Origin of the sequence: Fictibacillus sp. Mic-4 (assembly GCF_049843615.1) — a bacterium.
GTDB classification, from domain to species: domain Bacteria; phylum Bacillota; class Bacilli; order Bacillales; family Fictibacillaceae; genus Fictibacillus_A; species Fictibacillus_A gelatini.
In genome coordinates this window covers 1-23,805 of record NZ_JBBHZM010000020.1, presented here as the reverse complement: position 1 = coordinate 23,805, position 23,805 = coordinate 1, and the positions used below count along the sequence as shown (strand labels likewise).

Sequence of the window (23,805 nt, the reverse complement as noted above, 5' to 3'; positions counted from 1 at the left end):
GCTTCCAGGTGTTTTAAACTGGCTGATAAAAGAACAGAAGCTATTAAATTCAGCATGACTTTTTTCTCTGAAATCGTTACGCTTATGAAGGAGGAGGTGCAGATTGATGAAAAACATTTCATTTAAGCTTGGCGCGCTTTTTTTGGCCGTTGTTTTATTTATTCACGTGGTGCTTTTTATTTTCTTATATACAGGATTATTGCATAATCGAATCGAGGATGAAAAGAAGGCGTTATTGGCAAGAGGGAACAGCCATCGAGATGTGCTCGAACATCATTTTGATGACATGACATTGAAGCATGTCGCCCTTATGGAATCAGAAGCGGAAACGAAAGTGGCAGTCACCGACGCCAATAATCGATTGCTCGTTTATTCAAAACCGTTTACGGAACATATGAAGCAAATGATCAAGAAAAAGCCGGCGGTCAGTGGAAAAGGTGCAGTCATTCAAGGAAGTTGGCGGGATCATCCTTATCTTGTAACGGCATCTCCTATTTATGACAATGAAAAACGAAAAGGCTATGTTTATATGTTTGCACCTACTGCCTCTATCCGAAGTTTAGTTGATAAATTAACTTCGCAATTTTTACTTGCTGCTTTTCTGACATTCGTATTGTCCATTATTTTAGTATTCTTTTTATCGAAATTCATTACAATGCCGATCATTAACTTGAAACAAATAACGAAGGAAATCAGCAGGGGGAAACATCACCCTGTGCCCGCCATAAAGCGTGCGGATGAACTAGGTGAGCTTGCGGCTTCAATCCAAAGCCTGTCCAATGATTTAGAGCGGTTAAAAAAAGAGCGGAATGATTTTTTAGCGAGTATCGCTCATGAACTTCGAACCCCCTTAACATATTTAAAAGGGTACGCTGACATCGCAACAAGACCGATCGATGAAAAGGAGCGGCTTCACTATCTTCATATCATAAAAGAAGAGGCGGAGAAATTGGCGCTGCTTGTGAAGGAACTGTTCGAACTTGCGAAAATGGATAAAAATCAGTTTGCCATTACGAAAGAAAGGGTCCGGATGGACGAACTGTTAACGGAAATTTATGAGAAGATCGAGCCGGTTTTTAATGAAGAGGAAAAATCGTTAGGCCTTATCATTGAACCCGCGTGGGCAAGCGTTGACGAGAAACGTTTTTCCCAGGTCATTTATAATTTATTGGATAACGCATTGAAGCATACGAACAAAGGCGGGCGTGTCGAAATACGATTAACAAAAGAAAAAGGCACGATTAAGCTCGCCATATCGGATAACGGGGAAGGGATTCCGAAAGAGGATGTTCCGTATATTTTTGAACGGTTATACCGGGTCGATAAATCCCGTTCGAGATTGCGGGGAGGCTCTGGTCTCGGCCTTTCGATTGCAAAAGAAATCATCGAAAGGCACGGTGGGACGATTCGTGTTCAAAGTCAATCAGGGAAAGGGACAACTTTTATCATTACGATTAGAGGTGAGGCCATTGAGTAAACTTTTGCTTGTCGATGACGAAAAGCGGATGCTCGAATTACTGAAGCTATACCTTGCTCCTCATGGGTACGATTGTGAAAAGGCGAGTTCTGGAATTGAAGCCATTCAGAAAATCGAGACATCGGTCTTTGACGCGGTTTTACTCGATGTTATGATGCCGGACAAGGACGGATGGAAAACCTGCCGGGACATTCGCCGCATTTCTGACGTTCCGATCATCATGTTAACCGCACGGGATGAAAAAAATGATATGGTGAAAGGATTGGAGCTTGGCGCAGATGATTATGTCACGAAGCCATTTGATGAAGAAATCCTTATTGCCAGATTAAAAGCAGTACTCAGGCGAAGCGGCGCATCCGAAAAGATTGAAGCAAATGGCCTCATTTACAATGGCGCTACATATGAAATGAAGTATGAGAACCAGGACATTTTTTTAACGAAAAAAGAATTTGAACTAATGGGCATTCTCTTGAAAAACCCTGGGAAAGTGTATAACCGGCATCATTTGATTGACGCGGTCTGGGGATGGGATTCCGAGACTGAAGGGCGGACGGTCGACTCTCATATCCGCAATATACGGACGAAGTGCAAGAAGGCGGGCTTTCCAATTGACGACCATTTGCAAACCGTCTGGGGAGTTGGCTACAAATGGATAAATTAGGGGGAAGCTCTTGATGGCCGATCAACTCCTTTCTATATTTAATGAATATCGGACGTTTGCGGTAGCGATTAGTTTAGTCATAAGTGTCGTCATCGCCGTATTAGGAGTCGTGCCGAGCTTCTTTTTGACAGCGGCCAACATCTTATTTTTCGGCTTTTGGACAGGCTTTTTTCTTTCTTTTTTAGGTGAATCATTAGGTGCTATCATCTCTTTTGTCATTTATCGTGCAGGATTTCAAACGATCGCTCAAGAAAAATTATATAAACATCCCCGCCTGAGAAAGCTTGCCGAAATGGACGGAAGAGAAGCTTTTATGGCGGTTATCAACTTAAGGCTGCTGCCGTTTATTCCGTCAGGTGTTGTGACGTTTGGATCCGCTATAGGAAAGATGTCTGTCGTAACATTTGCAATCGCAAGCAGCATTGGAAAACTGCCAGCTTTATTCATGGAAGTTTTTTCGGTTTATCATGTTGAAAAGTGGACGATGGCGGGAAAAATCATTATCGGCCTAATCGCCTTGTATGGTTTATTATGGCTGTGGAAAATCAAACATAATAAAGGTGCAGGAGGTGAAAAGGGATGAGCCAAAAACGTGTGAATGTCGGGATTACAGGAATGACGTGCTCGGCATGCGCCGTCCGAATTGAAAAAGTGTTAAATAAAATGGAAGGCGTTGAGGCGAACGTCAATCTTGCCATGGAAAAAGCATCCGTTGCGTATGATCCTGAGAAAACATCCTTCGAAATGATCGAACAAAAAATTGAAAAGCTCGGCTACGGAATTGCAAAAGAAAAAGTGGAACTCGATATTGAAGGAATGACATGTGCAGCATGTTCTGCGCGAATTGAAAAAGGGCTAAAACGGATGTCCGGGGTATCAAATGCCGCCATCAATTTAGCAGGCGAGACTGGAATCATCGAATATGATCCAGCAGCCGTAACGGTTGATGAGCTGTTGGCGAAAATCGAAAAGCTTGGCTATAAAGGGATATTGAAGCAAGACCGTGAGACTAAAGTTAGCCGAAAAGAGGAAGAACTGAAAGAGAAACGGACGAGGCTTCTTTTATCTATCGTTCTTTCATTGCCACTTCTTTATACAATGGTCGCTCACATTCCTTGGGATATCGGGCTTCCGATGCCGGCCATTTTTTTAAACCCATGGTTTCAGTTCATTTTCGCGACGCCTGTTCAATTTTACATCGGCGGCCCGTTTTACATTGGCGCTTACCGGGCATTAAAGAATAAAAGTGCGAATATGGATGTGCTCGTCGCTTTAGGCACCTCTGCCGCCTACTACTATAGCTTGCTAGAATCGATTCGAACATTCATTCATCCGCACGATCACTCGAACCTTTATTTTGAAACGAGCAGCGTCTTAATTACGCTCATTTTATTAGGAAAATATTTCGAAGCGGTCGCAAAGGGCCGGACAACAGAAGCGATTTCGAAATTGCTGGACTTGCAGGCGAAGGAAGCTGTTGTCGTAAGAAACGGAGAAGAAATGAAAATCCCGCTTGATCAAGTTGTTGTCGGGGATCAATTGATCGTTAAACCTGGCGACAAAATACCGGTCGATGGCACTGTTTTATCCGGAGCCTCATCCGTTGATGAATCAATGATTACGGGGGAATCTTTGCCTGTTGAAAAACGGGGAGGGGATAGTGTCATCGGTTCGACGATCAACAAAAATGGTACGCTAATAATCGAAGCAAAGAAAGTCGGGAAAGAAACGGCTCTTGCTGGAATTATTAAAATTGTAGAAGAAGCGCAAGGGTCAAAAGCGCCGATTCAGCGTATGGCTGATCTAATCTCAGGCATTTTTGTCCCAATCGTAGTTGGTATTGCTTTCATTGCATTTATTCTCTGGTATTTCGTTATAAACCCGGGGGACCTTGCCAGAGCATTGGAAGTGGCTATCGCTGTTTTGGTGATTGCCTGCCCTTGTGCGCTTGGGCTTGCAACACCGACATCAATTATGGTCGGAACGGGTAAGGGAGCGGAGATAGGCATTCTTTTTAAAGGCGGGGAATATTTAGAGGGCGCACATAAAATTAACACCGTTTTATTAGACAAAACAGGAACAGTAACAAATGGGAAACCAGAAGTTACAGACATTGTTGAACATCAATATGTCATGCCATATGTCGTCGCGGCGGAAAAATTATCGGAGCACCCTTTGGCAGAAGCCATTGTCGAATACGGCAATCGGGAAAATATAAAACAATATGAAGTCAACCATTTCAATGCTATCCCCGGACTCGGGATTGAAGCTGAAATTCGCGGGAAAATGATTGGAGTCGGAACGAGGAAATTCATGCGTGAAAAAAACATATCATTCAAGCAGCATGAGGATGAAATTTTTCGGTTAGAAAGTGAAGGGAAAACGGTGGTGTTGGCAGCCGTTGACGGAAAGATAGCAGGAATGATTGCAGTTGCCGATACGGTAAAAGAGTCATCGAAAGAGGCGGTCGAAAAGCTTACGAAGATGGGCATTGATGTTTATATGGTTACAGGAGACAATGAACGGACGGCAAGGGCGATAGCGGATGAGGTTGGTATTAGCGGTGTATTTGCTGAAGTACTCCCGGAAGAAAAAGCCGACAAGGTAAGAGCGCTACAGGCGCAGGGCGAGAGAGTGGCGATGGTTGGCGATGGAATTAATGATGCCCCCGCGCTTGCGGTAGCCGATATCGGAATGGCGATCGGCACTGGAGCGGATGTCGCGATTGAAACGGCTGATGTAACGCTTGTAGGCGGCGATTTAAATCATATTCCGAAAGCAATTGAATTAAGCCGGAAAACCATTAAAAACATTCGTCAAAACTTGTTCTGGGCATTGTTTTATAATACCCTCGGCATTCCGGTTGCGGCGCTTGGCCTCCTTGAACCATGGGTGGCAGGCGCGGCGATGGCATTGAGCTCCGTATCGGTTGTGAGCAACGCATTGCGTTTAAAACGGATCAATCTTTAAATAAAAAGGCCCCCATATCAACAACGGCTTTGATATGGGGGTCCCTATTTACAGATTTCGCTCGTATGGTCCGCATGCGGTGCAGGGGCCTTTTCCGGCGGGTTCGGGAATGTAAAAAATAAAGCAAATAGAAGGACGCAGGAACTAACAATAAAAAGGACATGAAACCTGTCAAACAAATGATCCAAGTATTGGCGCACAAACATTAGGCAGGAAACAATGGTTAAGGCGATAAAAATCCAGAGCAAAAGGTTTGCTTTATCAAGCGGTATCATGACACCGAGCATGGCCCCCATCATAGCCGCCATCACTCCAGAAAAAAAGCCTTCCAACACGGTCAAATAGGAAAAGCGGATGCCATATAACAATCCGGCAAAGCCGCCGAATAAAATAGCAAATAACGTGGCAAGATAAAGCGTTTCAGGATAAAGGATACCGAAAAAGAGACCGAGGCTTAAACCAAAACACATACTAATTTGCATGGTTGTCATCATGTGATCCATCATCGAACGTTCTTCTTTCTTATAAAAAACAGCCAGATGGATCGCCGCATAACAAATCAACAATACAAGGGAAATGTACAAAATATACATTATGGCCACCTACTTCCTTTCTATATTAAACATTATGAAAAGAGGGTTGATTTCATTACATTAACAGCTATAATGAGAAATTAGCCAAAAAACTAAGAAATTGAAAGAAATATCTAAAGAATCAGTAAATTTTGTTAAAAATCAGTTCATTCAGGTTAATAGAGCTGTTTCATATTCTGAAGGAATACGCTATGATGTACATAACAAGCGAAGGGAGTAGATTCCAATGACTTTCGTTAGCGAAGCATACTAGAATCACATCCACTATAAAATCAGCCTGTGAAAACTGATTTTGCGATGTGTGGGTATGCGGGAACACACTCCGGAAAAAAATAAACTGATATTTTGCAAGGCATCGTATTAGTAAGAAGGGAAAGAAGTTTTTCGTGCAAAGGAAGTTTCAAGAATAAGACGTTATTTATGCTTTTCATGCGTAAATAACGTCTTATTTTTGGTTTGAAAGAGCAAAAAAAATACCAACTGCGTCAGGGTTTGCAGTTGGTCATGAATTTTACCAATAATAAGGATAAGGATAGAAAGGATAGCCGTATAAGGAAATAAAGATAAGGCGGCAATCGACGCAAGCGGGAAAAATCCAGGGAAAAACCGCCGATAGAACCAGGGCCTCCCCCAGCCCCAGCCGCCCCAACCCCACGGCCTGCCCCAAATTCTTTCATCATTGCTGCCTTCTTCTCTTGAAGGATATTGTCCACTATGGCCAGCATAGTCCTGGGGAATAAACATATAAACATTTTGATGGTCGACTTGATAAATAATACCGTGTGTTTTTGTTCCATCTTGCATGGTTAACGTGACATGACAATACATATGCTGTTTACAAAGAGAATGCATGTGCTCTACATTTCGTTCTTGCTCTTGAATTTGTCCATTTCTCTCCTCCATCGGATATCAACCCCTTTCTTCATTCATATTTATTTTTAGAAGAAGCAATTTATGACTTGAAGCATCCAATAAAAAAGCTACCGAATCATTTGACCGATTCGGTAGCTTTTTTGTTTTTAGTAAATATTCGCTTGACCAGGCTAAATGCATACCCCGTCTCGAAATAATAAATGATGGTAAATAGTGTATTGCCAAGTAAAATACCGGCAATCCCGTCAAGGACGACATGCTGCTTTACAAACATGGTTGATAAAATGATTAACCAGGAAATAGACGTGATAAGTGTGACATTCCAGCGATTTTTCAATTGGCTGTGGCGAATGGCAAGGATCATTAAATAACTGCTAAACACATGGATGCTTGGAAAACAGTTAAACGGCTGGTCAGAGCCATAGATAAGTTTAACCATCGATGACAATAAATCTGTTCCGGTAACTTCCGGCCTTGGGACAGTCGTTTGGAAAAAGTAATAAATGATATAGCAAATTCCCATTCCGATCGTCAAGCTGAGCAGCGTTTTATAATAAACTGGACGGTCAGCAAAACATAGCCAGGTAAACATGATAAATAAGTAAACATACCAAAAAACATAAGGGATGATGAAAACTTTTAGAAAAGGAATGTGTAGATCAATGGTTGTTACCAGAATTCTTGCACCGTCATCCCCATTATTTAAATGTTCATATATAAGATGTAATAAAGGGATAGACAGCATGAGAGATAAAGGTAATATATTTTTTTTGAGTTTTTGAAACATATTGTTCTCCTTTTCTATAATAACGTTCTTCTATTCTACCATAAATAGTAAAAAACTGCTTATTCTTTTTAGCTTCCAGTTTCATTATACCCTTACAATTCCCTCACATTGAACAAGAAAAACTAACAACTTTATTACAGTGTTCGCAACTGAAATAAACATGCACATTTTTTGTCTAGATCTTATTGCTTAATTTCGACCGGATTTTCTTTATTTTCATGTGAAATTAAGGGGAAACGATAGGTTTTTCGTCACAAATTATCGGAATAATCCCATTTTGTAATGTAAGTGTAATATTTCTAAAACGTTCATGTCACATTTTGTTGATAAAATCTAATCATAGAAAACAGCAATGAATAATTTGACAAACTTACATAGAAAAGAATGAATGGTATAGGGGGATACATGCTTTGAAGAAGTTGGTAATGGGAACGGTACTTGCAGGAATACTCGCGTTTAATCCGATTGTTGGTCATGCCGCATTAGGGGATCATACATTAAAGCAAGGTATGAATCATAAAGAAGTGAAAGATCTTCAAGAAGTGTTAAAGAAAAAAGGTTATTTTACATATAAAGGAAAAACGACTACATATTACGGAAAATATACGACAGCGGCAGTGAAAAAGCTTCAAAAAGCGAAAAAACTTAAAGTGGACGGAATTGCAGGACCACAAGTATTTAAAGCACTTGGAGTTAAAGCGACAAAATCTTCATCAAGCTCTCGAAGCTATAGCCCGGATAAACTCGTAAGCACTGCGAAAAAGTATATCGGGGTGCCATATCGTTGGGGCGGGACAAGCCCAAGCGGATTTGACTGCAGCGGTTATGTAGGCTATGTATTTGACAAAGCAACGTCGATTAATCTCCCGCGCAGTTCATCAGCGATGTATTTAAAAGGAACGAAAGTAAGCAGGCCAAGTAAGGGAGATCTTGTATTCTTCAATACGTCTGGAAAAGGCGTTTCACATGTTGGGATCTATATTGGAGATAACAAATTTATTAGCGCGACTTCATCAAAAGGTGTGAAAATCGATTCACTCCACAACACGTATTGGGGTCCGCGTTATGTGAGCGCTAAGAAAATGTAACATCTACGAACAGGCAACAGCGGCCTGTTCTTTTTGTTTAGTGAACCTTTACCCGTTTTGGAGCCATATGAAACGAGGCTTGCAATATTATTGGTTGATTTTTTTAATACGTGCTTTATAATGAAAGTATATTATTTGAAATACCTGATGCAGAATTAACCTCTTTTGAAAGGAGTGTTAGGCATGTATTTAGGTGAAAAGGTTAAAATCGACCGATTTGACGGCGAGTATTTTGAAGTCGATACCAATTGGTTACTTGACGTGGTCTGGGAGAAATACAACATGTCATTAGATGAATTCATGATGTCCTATGACCGTAAAGACAGTGACTATATTTTAGCACTTGCAACTAATGCTTCAATCGAATTAGAAATGAAATATGATGAAGACTACCTGTATTACTAGGTAGTCTTTTTTTCTTATGGGCAGTCGCACCGTCCACGCGCCAGTATATATTTATGATAGATGTATCTGTAAGGAAGAGAAATATTCATGAACAAGAGTTGAAGAAAATTCATACAGGGTGAAATACCCTATTCATTCGGCTGTGAAATTTTAAGTTTCGTATAACATACACTATTTTGTTTAATAACCTAAAATTCCATATGTCAATCAGTTGTCTTCTCTCATACAATGTGAGGAAGTGTTGTGGGAGGGGATTGAAATGGCAAAAAAAGCTGGCAAAAAAAAGGTTGTCAAAAAAGGGATGGACCCGGGACGTAATAAATATGAGCACACGATGAAGATGGTGACAAGCGATACGTGCATTGCGTGTAGAACAAAATGTGCAAGGGGAATTGCGTATATTGAAAAAATGTCGGAGCCAGGAACGATAGGCTACGGGGTTCCGTGCCATTTAACGAAAGGAAAAGGGATGAAATAAAAGAAAAAGTGCCTGATACAGGTACTTTTTCTTTTGTATAGAATAAAACATTTTGTTAATTACTTGACAAAAGTAAGTAGATGAAATACAATCCATATAGGATTTAACTTACTAAAAGGTAGTTAATTCAAAATGGTAATAATACTAATTTTCAAAAGGGAGAGAAAACAGTGACTAAAATTCTTTATATTAACTCCAATCCAAAAGCCGTTGACCAATCGTTCGGCCTTCAGCTTGGCCAACATTTTCTAGAAGAATGGCTAAAAAATGAACCGGATGCTGAGGTTGAAACCGTTAATTTATACAAGGAAGACATTCCGTTAATTGATGAAGTTGTACTTAGCGCATGGGGGAAATTTGCTGTCCAAGCAGAATTAACAGCAGAAGAAGCGGCAAAAGTCGGTCGGATGAACGAAATTTTAGAGCAGTTTTTAGCCGCTGATGTTTATGTGTTTGCGACTCCAATGTGGAACTTAAGCTATCCGCCATTATTAAAAGCATACATTGATAATATTACGATTGCGGGCAAAACATTTAAATATACGGAAAATGGCCCTCAAGGCTTGTTGAAAGATAAAACTGTCGTACACGTTCAAGCGCGTGGAGGCATTTATTCTGAAGGCCCGGCTGCTCAATTGGAATTTACAAATAACTATCTCCAATCGATCATGCAATTTATCGGTATTACGGACTACCATCATCTCTTCGTAGAAGGAATGGCGGCAACACCTGATCGTGCGGAAGAAATTTTAGCAGCGGCAAAAGAAAAAGCCTCTGAACTTGCGGCTCAATTAACAACATCCGCCCAACTCGCATAAAAAAACTTTTGCTCACGAAAAAGAACCTGCCGGGTTAATTGATGGCAGGTTCTTTTTCTTTTTGTTATGATTAAAAGGTAGGCAAATTATCTAAATTGTTTGAAGGATCACCATCCGCATTACTGCGTATATATTCCTCGCCGTCTCTTCCTTTAAATGTGTTTACATTAGCAATATTACCGTTTTTTACTTCTTGAAGTGCGGATTGATAATCAAGAACGCGCCCGGAATCGGTCTTAAATGCAGTAATGTCACCGTCTCCATTTTTTTGTACAGCAACGAACTGTTCTCTTTCCATTAACATCACTCCTTGTATAGGAGGATGTGCAAGATGGCGTATTCTTATACCATATAAAAATAGAATCACCTGTTTTGAAAGCGATTTCATATGATAATGAGGAGGAATCAAAAATGAATGTTGCATTTTTTTTATTGCCGAAAGAAGAAGTAGCTTATGTAAAAACGAGTTCGACGATCCGTCAGGCGCTTGAGAAAATGGAGTACCATCGTTATACAGCTGTCCCGGTTCTTGATGAAAAGGGGAGATATATACGAACATTAACAGAAGGAGATTTGCTCTGGACGTTGAAAAATAAAGAAGGGTTGACGTTTCAAACCAGTCATCGATTTTCCATTTCGATCATTGAGCCGGATAGAACTATTAAGCCTGTTCATATTCATGCGGAAATGGAAGACTTGATTAGTCTCGCGAGGACGCAAAATTTCGTGCCGGTCGTCGATGACCAGGAGGTTTTTATCGGCATTGTAAGAAGGAGCGATATTATCGAATATTGTGCAAACCGGTTGTTTCAAAAAAAGGAGGTTAATGCGTGAGTCTACTACAGCTGAGGTTTAGCTGTAGACGGAATCCAGCCTGCAAAACAAAAGAGATGGGAATCTTCCCATCTCTTTTTGTGAGCAATGATTAATTTAAAATGGTGATATTAACCTGTTTTCTTCCCCAGTTGTTTGCTTGATCTTCTGATGGCATAAAGACATCGATGCGATTGCCTTTAATCGCGCCACCTGTATCGGCTGCGACTGCGGTACCGTAGCCTTCAACGTATACTTTTGTACCTAATGGAATAACATTCGGATCAACCGCAATGACTTTTGCATTTGGGTTGGATTTTAAGTTCATGCCAGTTGCGGTTACCCCGGAACAGCCTGAACAATTTGCCGTATAGGCAGTCGCTTCAACAGAAAGAGTCTTGCCTTCAGGCGCTTTAGCTGCTGTTCCTTTTTTCGTAGTTTGAGAGTCCTTCTTAGGGGCAGGACGTTCACTGTCTTTCTTTTCAGCAGGTGCCTCATGGTTTTCTTTAGAAGCCGCAGTACCTGCTTCGTGGTACAATGCGTTAAATGTTTCAGGGCCTGCAATTCCGTCAACACGAATGCCGCTGTCTTTTTGGAACATTTTTACGGCATTTAATGTAATTGGCCCGAAGATGCCGTCAACCGTATAATCGTAATATCCCCGGTCTTTTAATTCACTTTGCAGGCCGGAAACATCATGGCCACGATCGCCTTCTTTTAAAAGATTGGAAACAGACGAAGGGTTTTTCAACGCTTTAACCGTATCTTCATCAACAACTCCGTCTACTTTCAATCCGTTTTTCCGTTGAAAGTCGCTGACAGCTTCTTTCGTGATATCTCCATAATATCCTGTTGTTTCTTTATATTGAAAATATCCTTTATCCATCAATTTCTGTTGAAGCTCTTTTACATCATTATGCTGCATTCCCTTTTTTAGCGTTTGGTCCCCTAAGGCAGCGTGGCTGACAAGCGGAGATGAAAACATCATTCCGGCCATCGCCCCAACCGCGAGTACTTTCTTGAGCATATGTAATACCTCCTCCAGATTTTGCAGATAGCGGCAAATAGAGCAAGTTCTATTTTGGAAAAGCGCTTCTGCTGTCAAATTTGTATAACGGGTTAACTTAACCTCAGTGCCCAATTATACAAGCGGAGTATGACAGGGGGGTTAGGAGGAAGTAACAGTAACATTACATGTTTATTTCATTGGCAAAATTCGACTGAAATAAATCCATTTTTTTCAAGTTGGGCAAAAATAATGGCCCGAACAAGTTTTGTCAGGGCCAATGAAGTCATCATGAAGCGATCATCAATAATAAAAGGACTTTCTATTTGTTGAACGGTTGGACAATAGAAGATTTAACAGTTCATCAAGTTCCTGGCTGCACTTAATCGTTTCTTCTGCCGTTAAACCATAAGTTTTGCCAAGACATAATAAAACTTCACGCTTGTCTTCAATTTGTTGTAACAGCATTTATTTCACACTTTCTAATAGAATTTTTATTATAAGAAAATCCGTTTATTGTAAACTGCTCATATTTATTATCGACCGGTTTTTCGCAGTTGTTGATACTGAAATAAAACTTTATCTAACTTTTGGCTAATTTTAAGAAGATCGGGGTGTGTTAAATTATCTCCAACTTGTTTGCCGATGGCATATAGCTCATCCCGCAAAAGAGAAATTTGGGAAAGGATAGTTTGCTGATTTTCGACCATGCCGACGTCGTTACGAAAAACTGATGGGATAGTAAAATGTGAATGACGGTGCTGTTTTTGTTTTTCGTGAACGATTACCCTCCTTGTCTAAAAAATAGTTATATGAATCTCCACTCATTGGTTATGTAAAAGTTAAAGTAGAACACTGTCTATAGTTTTCGTTCTTTTTATCGAAATAAGACCGTCTTTATCAAGTTATTGGAAAAAGTTTTCGACATCATCTAAGTTGAAGTTGAGAACAATGACAATAAATTTCGCCATTTTCGTTACTATTGTAACACGATTTCGAATTAATGCTACACCATTTGAGAAAAAAGTCCAGTTTTAATAATAATATGTAAACTTATATCCAACTTTGTCCTTATTTCCAGAAAGATGCAGAATGGATCAAGAGGTTATTTGAATGAGCATCTGTTGTTTTTGATATAATGAAGAAATAGCACAAAATAAAGGATCACTGCCCGATCACAGGGATGAATCGTTTTTATGAAAGGAAATGAAAGAAATGGACAGGGAAAATGAGAGCAAACAAGAATTGTGGGATCTCGGTGTCCCTGAAACAATCATTGAAAAAAAACAGAAACAACATATAGATGAGATTTCAATTGCGAGCTGGAAGGCGTTTTTTAATGATTGCTTTGATCAATTTGAACAACAAAAATTACGCCAACTTTCGTTTCGCCAAATGGTGGAGGGGAAAGAGTATAGTTTCTCCCACATTCATAAAGAATACTACCCTCGGTTGCTGAATGCCGGGGAATTTTCAGACGATAATATTGCTCTATTATATCGATTTCATGTTCAGCTGGAAACATTAATGCGCTTAGCAGACTATGAAAAAAAATTCGGGATTCCCGAGTATCTACAATCCCATTTTTCTCTAGTATTGAACCAATTGGTCGACGGAATGTTTGAAACGTCACAACAGGCGGATCCATCTCAACTAAGAAAAAACTATTTGCAATTAGTTGAAGAAAGTTTAAAAGAATTTCAATCCGTTTTTCAACTACCGCCAAAATATTCCGATCGCATTTTTCTTGTGTTTCAAATCGGCTGGGCGACTTTTTATTACGATAAAGAATGGGTTTTAGCCTATGAAAAACAATTGCTAAAAGAAAAAGAAGCCGGTTCGAAAGCGTTGTTTTTAGATATGGCACTCGCCCATTTTTCATTTTTAAAAGGGGATTTGAAAGAAACATTTGAGAGAGTCGACCAGATGGAAGAATTTTCGGTTTATCATTCGATGGTTTGGATCGAACTTTTGTTTAGCTGGAGGCAGTGGGACGATCTGCTTAAATGGCTATTGGCGTTAAAACCAACATTCAAGCGCATTCTCGGGTACTACTATCGGGATGCTGAGGCAAGAGAGCTAATACATGATTATTTGCATTTTTTCTGGAAATACGCTCAATATACGGGTGAAGAAGAAGAGTATGAACAATTGCTGATTGAATTTTTACCTATTACGTTTCATGAATACGGTGAATATTTGCTTGTTCAACAACATTTCGAGCGGTGGGTTGAACTTTATTTATTAATGGGATTTTCGCCATCGCTTATCAATGGCGCAGACTTAAAGGAAGTTGAAAATGAAAATCGTGAAGTTCTCCTTCCCTTGTACCATCAATCGGTTGATAAACTGATCCGTGAAAAAAATAGGAAGTCGTACAAGCTTGCTGTTTACTTTTTAAAAAAATTAAAAACGATTTATAAAAAAATGAAACGGGAAGAACGGTTTGAGCAATTTATTGAAAAATTGAGCGATGAATATAGCCGGTTGCGCGCTTTTCAAGAAGAGTTGAAGAAAGGAAAGCTAATTTCATGATTAATGTTATTGACACAGTTTATCACGCAAAATGGGTTGGTGACAAAGGTGTCATGTTATGGGCGGAAAAAGAAGACGAGATTCTTCATATCGATGACTGGAAATCTCTTCTTTTTGCGCGGCATGAAGAATCGTTTTATGGGACGTTTCTTAACTGTGAAAAAAATTCGCTTATTTTTTTATCGCCATGGAGTGCGGTTAAGCTTTTTTCCAATTATCCTTCTTTTTTTATTAAGCAGGAAAACTGGAGCGCCTCTGCGTGGGAGATGATCGAAACCGCACGCATTATTATGAAGGCCGTTTTAAATAAGCAAGTTAAACCAGATTTTGCCGCCTGGAAAGCTGGAGTGTGGGGATGGGCTGTCCAGGGCATTGATCATGTGCCAGATTGGGTCAACGCCGCGCTTGATAACCTTGCCCAATCCGAGCCGGAAATGCTTGACGCCGAAGAGGAATTTTTCGACCGTTTTCCATTTGAGCATCTTCTGGAACAAGCAACGATCTATGATACGCTTTCGGAGGAAACATGGCTTGCGAAAATTGGATGGAAAAAGGATCTTGCCCCCTTTTATACTATATTTAAATTAATTGAACCGGAAGAAGACGAACGGCATTGGAACGTTAAATTGATGCTCCAAGAGAAAAAAGGGCCGCTTTCGGTTGAATGGACAGACTCAATACGGGATCTTCCTGAAGAATGGGCACCTTATCAATCACGGGTGACAGAAGATTTGAAAGTCGCTTCGGAGCTCGTTCCTTTTTTACGTAATAAAGATGGCACATTCAAGCGAAATCTGACTGAACTACAGGCGTGGGATTTTTTAAATGAAAAAAGCGAGCTGCTTAATGAGGCAGGACTTCAGGTTGTGCTTCCGGAGTGGTGGGAAGCGTTGAAAGAATTGCAGCCAACGCTAAAGGCGAAAGTAAAGTCTTCTTCAAGCAAATATGCTTCATCATTTGTCGGTTTACATTCGATTATTCAATTTGATTGGAAACTTTCAACCGGAGAAATAGAATTAAGCGAAGAAGAGTTTATGAAGCTTGTAGACAGCAAGCGCCGGTTGATAAAAATACGCGGGAAATGGTTCAAGCTCGATCCGGCCTTTATTAAGGAAGTGAAACAGGTCATGAAGTCCGTTGACAAAAATGGCCTGCAATTAAAAGATATTTTGGAACAACACTTGTTAAAAGGAGCGGAAACGGACGAACAAGAAGATACCTCGCAAATTAGGCATTTTTCGATTGAGTTAAATCAATATTTTGCAAAAATGATAGAGCAGTTAACCGAAGTCAAGTCGATTCCAGTATCAAACGAAGCGAAAGGATTTAACGGGAGCCTTCGCGAGTATCAGAAGGTTGGCAGCTCGTGGATGCAATTTTTCCGCAAGTTTGGTCTCGGCTGCTGTCTGGCCGATGATATGGGGCTCGGGAAAACAATACAGACGATTAATTATCTTCTTCATGTCAAAGAAAATGAAGAAAGAGATGTGCCGGCATTGCTCATTTGCCCTACTTCGGTAATTGGCAACTGGCAAAAAGAGCTGAAGCAATTTGGACCTGATTTAAATGTTTATCTTCATTATGGAGGAAATAGGGCAAAAGGCGATCAATTCGCGAAGTCGATTCAAGAAGCGGATGTTGTTATTACATCATATACAACGGCACAGCTTGATGAAGAAGAGATTTCCAAAGTAATATGGAATGCGATTGTCCTTGATGAAGCGCAAAATATTAAAAACAGCTTCACGAAACAATCGAAAACGATCCGCCGCATGAAAGGCCGCCATAAAATCGCTTTAACCGGAACACCTGTTGAAAATAGGCTACTTGAATTATGGTCTATTTTTGACTTTTTGAATCCAGGGTATCTTGGGAGTGAGGCGGCTTTTCGAAAGAGGTTTGTCTTGCCGGTCGAACGGGAGAATGACAATGCCCGGCTAAACCAGTTGAAGCGTCTCGTTCAACCGTTTTTATTGCGGCGGACGAAGCAGGACTCGATCGTCCAGCTAAATTTGCCGGATAAACAAGAAATCAAGGAATATTGCCATTTGACGGCTGAACAGGCATCACTTTATGAACGAATTATTCAGGATACGTTTAAGCAGTTGGAAGAGTTGACGGGAATGAAGCGACGCGGATTGATCCTTGCGATGTTAGGCAAGTTAAAGCAAATTTGCGACCATCCCGCTCTGTTTTTAAAAGAAGAGAAAGGGAAAAGGCTTGACGAAAGGTCGAATAAATTTGCAAAAATGGTCGAGCTGTTAGAAGCCATTCGCGATGAAGGAGAACGCTGTCTCATTTTCACGCAATTCATCTCAATGGGAAATATGATCCGCGAGTTTCTTGAGAAGAAGTGGGGAGAGCCTGTTCTTTATTTACATGGCAGTATTCCTAAAGCAAAACGAGATGAAATGATTGAACGTTTTCAAAGTGGTGAAAATGGGGTTTTCATCCTGTCGCTTAAAGCGGGTGGAACGGGATTGAATTTGACAGAAGCGAATCACGTCATCCATTTTGACCGCTGGTGGAATCCTGCTGTTGAAAATCAGGCGACCGACCGCGCCCATCGGATCGGACAAAAACGGTTTGTCCGGGTCCATAAACTGATCACGCTCGGGACATTGGAAGAACGCATTGATGAGATGCTGGAAAACAAAAAAGAATTAAGCGAAAAAGTGATTTCAAGCGAAAACTGGATTACCGAACTTTCAACTTCTGAGTTAAGGGAGCTTTTCGCACTGAGAAAAGAATGGGTGGATGAATAGAGAATGACTCTAACAGGTGAGTCATTCTCTTATTTTTTTCGAAATGAAGGTTTTGACAAGCTACAAGGCGGATAGTGAATATCGGGTGCGTAATGTGATAATTTTTTTAAAAAGTAACACGCTTCTGGAAAGTGGTGTTCCAAAAATCGAAGGGTTGTTTGGGTAAAAATTTTTTCTTTTTCAAAGAGCTGAACGGCGTGTTCGACTAGCCGGGTAAATCCTGAGACAGATAATGCTACATTTCTTGCAAAATGGATTTGTGCAGGGAAATTTTGCGGTGTAAATCTTAAATAGCCTTTAATGGCTTCGTTTTTTACCATATGGGCTTCAAATTGCTGTTTAAACTGTTCCGTTTCTTTTACGAGCGGCAGTTCTACACCATCTATGCTGCGAATCAAAAGTGCGGCATGGCCAACCTGGTCCTCCAACCATAGATCTAGCAATTCAACCAGTGAAAGAATCGGGGGAGTTTCTCCGTTTCGATAAAAGGAAAGTAACCGCAAATATTCTTGATTTTCGTTTAATGTGCCGTTTAAATAAGTCGGCGTTAAATTTAAATTCACCTTGTTTTCAATCCGAAGCCGTTGCAAGTGCCCTTCAAATTGATAATATCCGTAAGCTACCGGGTAAGCTTCATTTGAGAATTCGATCATTTTTTGCGAAGACTCGGTCTCCTGGAGGGAGATGGTTTGCAACTTTTTTCTTAATTGAGAAAAAGCATGAATATAATATTGAGCCCCGGCTACCCAGCGTTCTTCATCCGGTGATAAGAAATCACGGATGAAATACGCATGGTCTTCCAAAATTTCCAGCCAAAAGGCATGCTCTTCCCACGGATGAATGATTTCATACGCCATAACATTCCCCCTAAAAAACGTTCATGGTTCAATCTATGTGTCTAACGTTAAGATCATTCGAAAGTACTATTGAAAAAGCCAGGAAATGTATTAAATTGGATGATTTTGGAGAATGTAACGGTAGAGGGATTTGCATATGGTCAATAGATGGGGTGAAAAAATGATTGAAAAAGGGAAAATATCAAGCAGTCAATTTGCAATCTTAGTGACCATGTTTACCATTGGCAGTGCGGCGATGCTTATCCCAACGCTCCTTACCCTTGAAATAAAACAAGATGCGTGGATCGGGGCTGTATTTGGTGTAATCTTTGGTTTATTATTTGTTAGTTTATACAGTTCGCTAGGAAAAAAGAATGGCGAATATACTTTAGTAGAATCGTGTGAAAAATTACTTGGAAAATGGATCGGCAAACCGCTTTCCTTTCTTTATATTTTTTATTTCTTATCTCTAACGGCAGCTTTACTGCGGCAACTTGGAGATTTTATGACAACACAAATCATGCCGAATACACCTTTACAAGCGATTATTCTACTTGCGACAGCCGTTATGATATATGGGACAAGACTTGGGCTTGAATCGCTTGCCCGTACGGCCCAATTAATTTTTCCATGGCTTATTTTATTTTTTATTCTTATCATTATAGCAACTATGCCCAATATTGATTGGCAGAAAATTCAGCCGGTCTATGAACATGGGACGTTATCCATAATGCGGGCGGGCTATATTTTTCTCGGAATCCCTTTTTTAGATTTTGTCATTTTTTTAATGATTTTTCCTTACGTGAATGATCAATCCGCGGCAAAAAAAGCTTTCCTGACCGGAACCGTAGTTGGGGGATTGATCATTGTTATTATAACTGCGCTCTCTATCCTTATTTTCGGCCATTATTTAACGTCCGTTAATTTTTTTGCGCCATATGTATTAGCGAAAAAAATAACGATCGGAAATTTTCCGGCGCGGATTGAGGCGGTCTTCGGCGGAATTTGGTTCATTGGAACGATCATTAAAATTACGGTTTGTTTTTATGCATCCGTGCTCGGTTTTGCCCAGTGCCTTCATTTTAGGGACTATCGTTTTCTTATTATGCCGTTTGCGATAATTGCGGTGGTTTTATCAATTCTTATGTTTCCGAACATCGTTTTTTTCTATTATGTCGCTTTGAACATTTGGACGTCTTATTCATTGGTATTTGGAGTGTTCTTGCCATTTTTATTACTGATTATCTCTATTTTTCGGAAACGTGTATAAAAAATATATTCCTGGTCATAATGGTAGCAAAGCAAGATTAAAACTAGTTTTTGAGGAGGAAGTTTCACTTATGAGAAAACAAGACCTTGTGAATGCGGTAAGAGAAGCTACCAGCATGAATAAAAAAGAATCAACGTTAGCGGTCGAAGCCGTTCTTAATGCGATTACTGAAGCTCTTAGTAAAGGTGAAAGCGTTCAATTGATTGGTTTTGGAACCTTTGAAACTCGTAATCGAAATGCGAGAAAAGGGCGCAATCCACTAACAGGTGAAGAAATTATGATCGCAGCAAGCAGTGTACCGGCATTTAAGCCAGGCAAAACGTTGAAAGAAGCAGTTAAAGCGGTATAAAAAAGAAGCGGGCATCCGCTTCTCTTTTTTTACGTCTTCTTGCAAAAAAATGATAAATGAAGAAGGATTACGACCACTTATTTCTAAATAGTATAGAAGATTGCATATGAAGGGTGGAAGGAGAATGGCACCTAAAAATGAAGAAGAATTAACGGTTGCGCTTGAATTGTTAGAATCCGTGTTAGAAGGCACATCAGACGCCATTCTTATTTTAGATAAAAATGAAGACATTATCCGAATCAACCAGTCGTTTGAGCAGATGTTTGGCTGGAGTGTGCGGGAATTGCAAGAAAACGAGTTGAAAACACGAATTATCATTCCATCTGAACATGAAAAAGAGGTAGATGGAATTATCCATCATTTGAAATCAGGGGGATCCCTCCCTATACATAATACCCAACGGCTTCGAAAAAGCGCGGAGAAGATCGATGTATCGATATCCTATTCCTCGATTAAAGATTTGGAGGGAGAGGTCATCGGTTTTGTCCTCATTTATAGAGATATTACAAGGCAGAAAAAGGTGGAACGCGCCCTCAGGGAAAGCGAAGCAAAATACAGGGTGATTGCCGAACATTCAACGGATTTAATGGTCGTGTTAGATACTAAAGGAAGAGTTCTTTATGCTTCCCCTTCCCATTATTATGTATTAGGTTTCGAAGTACAATATGTACACAAACATATGCTCTCCCATATTCATCAAGAAGATATAGACCGGTTCATCGATACATATAAAAGCGCAGTCATAGAGAAAAAATCGTTTAAAATTGATGTGCGAATCAAACATGCAAACGGAAATTGGATCGATATTGAAATGAGCGGAGTTCCCGTGATTAATGAAAAAGACGAGATTGAAAGCATTGTCATGATTGGCAGGGATATGACGAAGAAAAAGCAGGCAGAAGAAATGATGCGAAAATCTGAGAAGCTTTCTGTGCTTGGGGAACTCGCGGCAGGCGTAGCCCACGAAATCCGCAATCCTTTAACGTCATTAAAAGGATTTGCCCAACTGTTAAAGGAAGCAAAAGATGAAATGAAAATGGAATATATCGATATAATGCTTTCAGAATTGGACCGTATTAATGATATTGTTGGTGAATTAATGCTTGTCGCAAAACCCCAGGCTGTCCAATATGAATACAGAAATTTTAATGAATTGTTGTATAGTGTTGTCAGGCTGCTTGATACCCAGGCTATTATGAAAAACATCCAAATCAAGTGCGATATCGATTCAAACCTTCCTCCCGTTTATTGTGTTGGAAATCAAATGAAGCAGCTTTTTATTAATTTATTGAAAAATTCAATTGAAGCAATGGACAATGGAGGATTGATCCAACTGACCGCTTTTTATCAAAATGGAAACGTGCGGGCCATTTTAGAAGATGAAGGCGGGGGCATACCCAAAGACCGGCTCACTACGCTCGGGGAACCGTTTTACACAACGAAGGAGAAGGGGACAGGACTTGGCCTAATGGTCTGTTTTTCAATTGTGAAAGAGCATCGTGGCTCGATTCAATTTTTTAGTGAAGAAGGCCGCGGGACACGGGTGGAAATTCAATTGCCGATTTCAGTGGACGATCGTTTAACGTAAGTTTTTACTGGCTATACTGGTGCTAAAAAGAAAGCGGGATGGACATGGAGGAACGTTTTCGAATCTTTTTTTGTTATCGGGCAACTGACTTGAATTTTCTAAATGTGCATGGGATGAATATGAAAACGAAAGAGCTGTTTTCGATTCTTCTTCATTCCCCCGAAGACCGGATTGATTTAACCTATAACACGAGTCATTTGCCTGGCGAGTTGCTTGAAGTATTGCACAAAGAAAAAGAGAAAATCGACAGCGGCTATTACGATGTAAGGCAGTGGACTTGTAAATGAACCAAATAAAACCTCCAAAAGCGCTTTTTGGAGGTTAGTTGATTTTTTATAAAATTTTACCGGGATTTAAAATATGGCCTGGATCTAATTGTTGCTTAATCATCTTCATTAACGGTAATGTATCCTTATGTTCTTTCTTTAAATACTTCATTTTCCCAATCCCGATGCCATGCTCGCCTGTACATGTTCCGCCTTTTGCCAGTGCATATTCAACAATTTTTTCATTCACATCATTTGCTTTCTTCACTTCAACCGGATCCTTTTTGTTAAACATCAAGATGGAGTGGAAATTACCGTCTCCGATATGCCCGAGAACGCCGCCGACCAATCCGGATTGATCAATGACATTTCGCGCGTACACGACGGTACCGCTTAATTCCGAAAGCGGAAGGCATACATCCGTTAACATCATTTCTTTTCCGGGATGCCCATGTTTAAAGGCGTATGCAAGCTGATGACGTGCTTCCCAGAGGATTGCCCGCTTTTTCGAATCGGTTTCAAACAACAGTCCATTGCAGCCATTTGCTTCAAGAAGTTCTATCGCAAATTGGATATCGTGCTTCAATCCCGCTTCGTTTCCATGAAACTCCAGAAACAATGTTGGAAGCTCCGGATAATCGGTTTCACTATGCTTGTTCACTTGATGGATAGAATAAGGATCGACCAGCTCTACTCTTGCGACTTGAATTCCCGCCGAAAGAAGCGAAATCGCCCCATCTACTGCTTCTTTTATTGACGGGAATGTCGCTCTTCCCGCCGCAATATGCTCGGGAATGCCGTAAACTTTTAATGTAATTTCAGTAAACAACCCGAGTGTTCCTTCCGATCCGACAAAAAGCCCGGTCATATGGTAGCCAGATGAAGATTTAGCAGCAAGGCCGCCTGTGTGAATAATTGTTCCATCGGCCAGCACCACTTCAAGATCCCGCACTTGATCCCTCATAATGCCATAGCGGACGCTAGTCGTACCGCTTGCATTAGTTGCGGCCATACCGCCGATCGTCGCATCTGCACCGGGATCGACAGGGAAAAACAATCCGTATTTTTTTAATGCTTGATTAAGCTGCGTTCGAGTAACGCCGGGCTGGACACGGACAAGGAAATCTTCAGGCCGGACTTCAATCACTTGGTTCATCAGTTGAAAATCGATTGAAATGCCGCCTTTAAGTGGGATACAGTGCCCCTCTAAACTTGATCCGACGCCAAATGGGACGACAGGAATTTGATGAACATTCGCGAATTTTAAAATAGAAGCCACTTCTTCTTTTGAAATGGGGAAAACGACAACATCCGGCATAACAGGTGAATGGTGAGATTCATCTTTGCTATGCTGTTCTAGTATCGTTTCATTCATCGTTGCCCGGTCTTCCGCCGTTAGTTTCTTCATATCCAGAAGAAGTGATTCATGGATAATTTTCACTTTAAAACCCTCCTTAAGATGCAGTGTGAATTACAGGTCTATAGGGTAATTTATATAAAGATATGGAAAATCCTTTTTTAAACTAGTAAAAAATAAGCAATCAGCCTAAACTAATCATGAGGTGATCAAATTTGAAAATTTGGTTCGTACTATTAAGCATGATCGTATTTCTGGCCGGTTGTGGATCGACTGTCGATAAAAAAGAGGCAGAGAAGGGGGCGCCTGTCATGGGGGATGGAAAAAAGAATGAAAAACGCGGGGAAGAACCGACGCCTGGCGAACATGGCATCATCGCTGGAAGCATAGAGCCTTCCTTAAAAGTGATGGAAGAAAAAAAAGGTATGACACTGCTTCGCTATGAATTAAAAAACCAGACCGAGCAAGTTAAAGTAGTACAGTTTAAATCGGGGCAAAAATTCGATTACACCATAAAGGATAAAACCGGAAAACAGGTTTACCAATACTCGAAAGACCATATGTTTATCCAAGTGCTCTCGAAACTCCAAATTAAACAAGGAGAATCATGGGTTCAGGATATCATGGTCAAAAATTTGGAACCAGGAACGTATACAATTACGATCTGGCTGACCGCAAAAGACGCTCCGAAATATGAAAAATCGTTAACGTTTGAAATGAAGTAAGAAACAGGCCCGCAAAGAGGTAACGCGGGTCTATTTCTTACATTTAGAAAAAGGGTAATTTGTTTGTTATTCGAGAGTCATAAGTGAATTTGTCTTTAACAGCGCCAATTTAAAGAATATTTTTTTGTCGCTGGGTCCGATGATG

Annotated in this window: 25 protein-coding genes; 16 read left to right on the top strand and 9 right to left on the bottom strand. The window is 40.4% G+C overall.

The window, feature by feature from the left end; genetic code table 11:
- Positions 1 to 106 precede the first annotated feature (106 nt).
- Genes WD019_RS13395 through WD019_RS13380 form a run of 4 tightly spaced genes read left to right on the top strand, consistent with a single transcriptional unit; the run spans position 107 to position 5,108 of the window.
- Entirely contained in the window at positions 107 to 1,477 is a 1,371-nt protein-coding gene (locus WD019_RS13395; protein WP_425711806.1) for a sensor histidine kinase, read from the top strand.
- Positions 1,470 to 2,138, top strand: a complete 669-nt coding sequence (locus tag WD019_RS13390) for a response regulator transcription factor (RefSeq protein WP_026679262.1) — start codon at positions 1,470 to 1,472, stop codon at positions 2,136 to 2,138. The genes WD019_RS13395 and WD019_RS13390 overlap by 8 nt, the downstream gene beginning before the upstream one ends.
- A 13-nt stretch (positions 2,139 to 2,151) precedes the next feature.
- Positions 2,152 to 2,721 carry a TVP38/TMEM64 family protein gene (locus WD019_RS13385; RefSeq protein WP_425711805.1) on the top strand — a complete coding sequence of 190 codons (570 nt, stop codon included), beginning with the start codon at positions 2,152 to 2,154 and terminating at the stop codon, positions 2,719 to 2,721.
- Complete coding sequence (locus WD019_RS13380; RefSeq protein WP_425711804.1) at positions 2,718 to 5,108, top strand: heavy metal translocating P-type ATPase; 2,391 nt, start codon at positions 2,718 to 2,720, stop codon at positions 5,106 to 5,108. Before WD019_RS13385 ends, WD019_RS13380 begins: the two co-directional genes overlap by 4 nt.
- 44 nt (positions 5,109 to 5,152) lie before the next feature.
- On the opposite strand, the gene WD019_RS13375 is transcribed toward WD019_RS13380, so the two are convergent.
- The 3 genes from WD019_RS13375 to WD019_RS13365 form a co-directional block, all read right to left on the bottom strand.
- Positions 5,153 to 5,701: a hypothetical protein gene (locus WD019_RS13375; protein WP_425711803.1), complete on the bottom strand. Its 549-nt coding sequence runs from the start codon at positions 5,699 to 5,701 to the stop codon at positions 5,153 to 5,155.
- Positions 5,702 to 6,115: 414 nt separating this feature from the next.
- A complete protein-coding gene (locus WD019_RS13370) occupies positions 6,116 to 6,604 on the bottom strand; it encodes a hypothetical protein (RefSeq protein WP_425711802.1) in 489 nt (162 codons plus the stop codon).
- 85 nt (positions 6,605 to 6,689) lie between these two features.
- Positions 6,690 to 7,361, bottom strand: coding sequence for a phosphatase PAP2 family protein (locus WD019_RS13365; RefSeq protein WP_425711801.1), 672 nt, complete (start codon positions 7,359 to 7,361; stop codon positions 6,690 to 6,692).
- Between the two features lie 410 nt (positions 7,362 to 7,771).
- On the opposite strand from WD019_RS13365, the gene WD019_RS13360 reads away from it, so the two are divergent.
- From WD019_RS13360 to WD019_RS13345, 4 genes are all read left to right on the top strand, one after another.
- The gene (locus tag WD019_RS13360) at positions 7,772 to 8,449 is read left to right on the top strand and encodes a C40 family peptidase (RefSeq protein WP_425711800.1); all 678 of its coding nucleotides are present in this window, start codon (positions 7,772 to 7,774) and stop codon (positions 8,447 to 8,449) included.
- Between the two features lie 165 nt (positions 8,450 to 8,614).
- Positions 8,615 to 8,854 (top strand): hypothetical protein, encoded by a 240-nt coding sequence (locus WD019_RS13355; protein WP_154658056.1) that lies wholly within the window; start codon positions 8,615 to 8,617, stop codon positions 8,852 to 8,854.
- A 259-nt stretch (positions 8,855 to 9,113) separates the two neighbouring features.
- Complete coding sequence (locus WD019_RS13350; protein ID WP_026679270.1) at positions 9,114 to 9,332, top strand: hypothetical protein; 219 nt, start codon at positions 9,114 to 9,116, stop codon at positions 9,330 to 9,332.
- A gap of 170 nt (positions 9,333 to 9,502) precedes the next feature.
- On the top strand, positions 9,503 to 10,150 hold the full coding sequence (locus WD019_RS13345; protein WP_425711799.1) for an FMN-dependent NADH-azoreductase: 648 nt from the start codon (positions 9,503 to 9,505) through the stop codon (positions 10,148 to 10,150).
- Positions 10,151 to 10,220: 70 nt separating this feature from the next.
- Here WD019_RS13345 and WD019_RS13340 read toward each other — a convergent pair whose 3' ends face one another.
- Positions 10,221 to 10,448 carry a DUF3892 domain-containing protein gene (locus tag WD019_RS13340; RefSeq protein ID WP_407636417.1) on the bottom strand — a complete coding sequence of 76 codons (228 nt, stop codon included), beginning with the start codon at positions 10,446 to 10,448 and terminating at the stop codon, positions 10,221 to 10,223.
- A gap of 113 nt (positions 10,449 to 10,561) precedes the next feature.
- On the opposite strand from WD019_RS13340, the gene WD019_RS13335 reads away from it, so the two are divergent.
- Complete coding sequence (locus tag WD019_RS13335) at positions 10,562 to 10,984, top strand: CBS domain-containing protein (RefSeq protein ID WP_026679273.1); 423 nt, start codon at positions 10,562 to 10,564, stop codon at positions 10,982 to 10,984.
- A 91-nt stretch (positions 10,985 to 11,075) separates the two neighbouring features.
- Here WD019_RS13335 and WD019_RS13330 read toward each other — a convergent pair whose 3' ends face one another.
- The 3 genes from WD019_RS13330 to WD019_RS13320 all read right to left on the bottom strand — a co-directional run bounded on the left by WD019_RS13330 (position 11,076) and on the right by WD019_RS13320 (position 12,679).
- The gene (locus tag WD019_RS13330; RefSeq protein ID WP_425711798.1) at positions 11,076 to 11,990 is read right to left on the bottom strand and encodes a peptidoglycan-binding protein; all 915 of its coding nucleotides are present in this window, start codon (positions 11,988 to 11,990) and stop codon (positions 11,076 to 11,078) included.
- Positions 11,991 to 12,272: 282 nt separating this feature from the next.
- The gene (locus tag WD019_RS13325; RefSeq protein ID WP_081412761.1) at positions 12,273 to 12,437 is read right to left on the bottom strand and encodes an aspartyl-phosphate phosphatase Spo0E family protein; all 165 of its coding nucleotides are present in this window, start codon (positions 12,435 to 12,437) and stop codon (positions 12,273 to 12,275) included.
- A 68-nt stretch (positions 12,438 to 12,505) separates the two neighbouring features.
- Entirely contained in the window at positions 12,506 to 12,679 is a 174-nt protein-coding gene (locus WD019_RS13320; RefSeq protein WP_081412762.1) for a Spo0E family sporulation regulatory protein-aspartic acid phosphatase, read from the bottom strand.
- A 505-nt stretch (positions 12,680 to 13,184) separates the two neighbouring features.
- Here WD019_RS13320 and WD019_RS13315 point away from each other — a divergent pair.
- Both WD019_RS13315 and WD019_RS13310 read left to right on the top strand, forming a co-directional pair.
- Positions 13,185 to 14,504 carry a hypothetical protein gene (locus WD019_RS13315; RefSeq protein ID WP_425711797.1) on the top strand — a complete coding sequence of 440 codons (1,320 nt, stop codon included), beginning with the start codon at positions 13,185 to 13,187 and terminating at the stop codon, positions 14,502 to 14,504.
- A complete protein-coding gene (locus tag WD019_RS13310) occupies positions 14,501 to 17,269 on the top strand; it encodes a DEAD/DEAH box helicase (RefSeq protein ID WP_425711796.1) in 2,769 nt (922 codons plus the stop codon). Before WD019_RS13315 ends, WD019_RS13310 begins: the two co-directional genes overlap by 4 nt.
- Before the next feature lie 29 nt (positions 17,270 to 17,298).
- Here WD019_RS13310 and WD019_RS13305 read toward each other — a convergent pair whose 3' ends face one another.
- Positions 17,299 to 18,126: a DUF2935 domain-containing protein gene (locus WD019_RS13305; RefSeq protein WP_425711795.1), complete on the bottom strand. Its 828-nt coding sequence runs from the start codon at positions 18,124 to 18,126 to the stop codon at positions 17,299 to 17,301.
- A 136-nt stretch (positions 18,127 to 18,262) separates the two neighbouring features.
- Between WD019_RS13305 and WD019_RS13300 the strand changes: the two genes are divergently transcribed.
- The 4 genes from WD019_RS13300 to WD019_RS13285 all read left to right on the top strand — a co-directional run bounded on the left by WD019_RS13300 (position 18,263) and on the right by WD019_RS13285 (position 21,599).
- Complete coding sequence (locus tag WD019_RS13300; RefSeq protein WP_425711794.1) at positions 18,263 to 19,375, top strand: GerAB/ArcD/ProY family transporter; 1,113 nt, start codon at positions 18,263 to 18,265, stop codon at positions 19,373 to 19,375.
- A 7-nt stretch (positions 19,376 to 19,382) separates the two neighbouring features.
- Complete coding sequence (locus WD019_RS13295) at positions 19,383 to 19,724, top strand: HU family DNA-binding protein (RefSeq protein WP_281172215.1); 342 nt, start codon at positions 19,383 to 19,385, stop codon at positions 19,722 to 19,724.
- A gap of 124 nt (positions 19,725 to 19,848) precedes the next feature.
- Positions 19,849 to 21,312 carry a PAS domain-containing sensor histidine kinase gene (locus WD019_RS13290; RefSeq protein ID WP_425711793.1) on the top strand — a complete coding sequence of 488 codons (1,464 nt, stop codon included), beginning with the start codon at positions 19,849 to 19,851 and terminating at the stop codon, positions 21,310 to 21,312.
- 44 nt (positions 21,313 to 21,356) lie between these two features.
- Complete coding sequence (locus WD019_RS13285; protein WP_026679280.1) at positions 21,357 to 21,599, top strand: hypothetical protein; 243 nt, start codon at positions 21,357 to 21,359, stop codon at positions 21,597 to 21,599.
- Positions 21,600 to 21,645: 46 nt separating this feature from the next.
- Here WD019_RS13285 and WD019_RS13280 read toward each other — a convergent pair whose 3' ends face one another.
- On the bottom strand, positions 21,646 to 23,019 hold the full coding sequence (locus tag WD019_RS13280) for an FAD-binding oxidoreductase (protein ID WP_425711792.1): 1,374 nt from the start codon (positions 23,017 to 23,019) through the stop codon (positions 21,646 to 21,648).
- A 131-nt stretch (positions 23,020 to 23,150) separates the two neighbouring features.
- Between WD019_RS13280 and WD019_RS13275 the strand changes: the two genes are divergently transcribed.
- Entirely contained in the window at positions 23,151 to 23,660 is a 510-nt protein-coding gene (locus WD019_RS13275; protein WP_425711791.1) for a BsuPI-related putative proteinase inhibitor, read from the top strand.
- Positions 23,661 to 23,805: the final 145 nt, after the last annotated feature.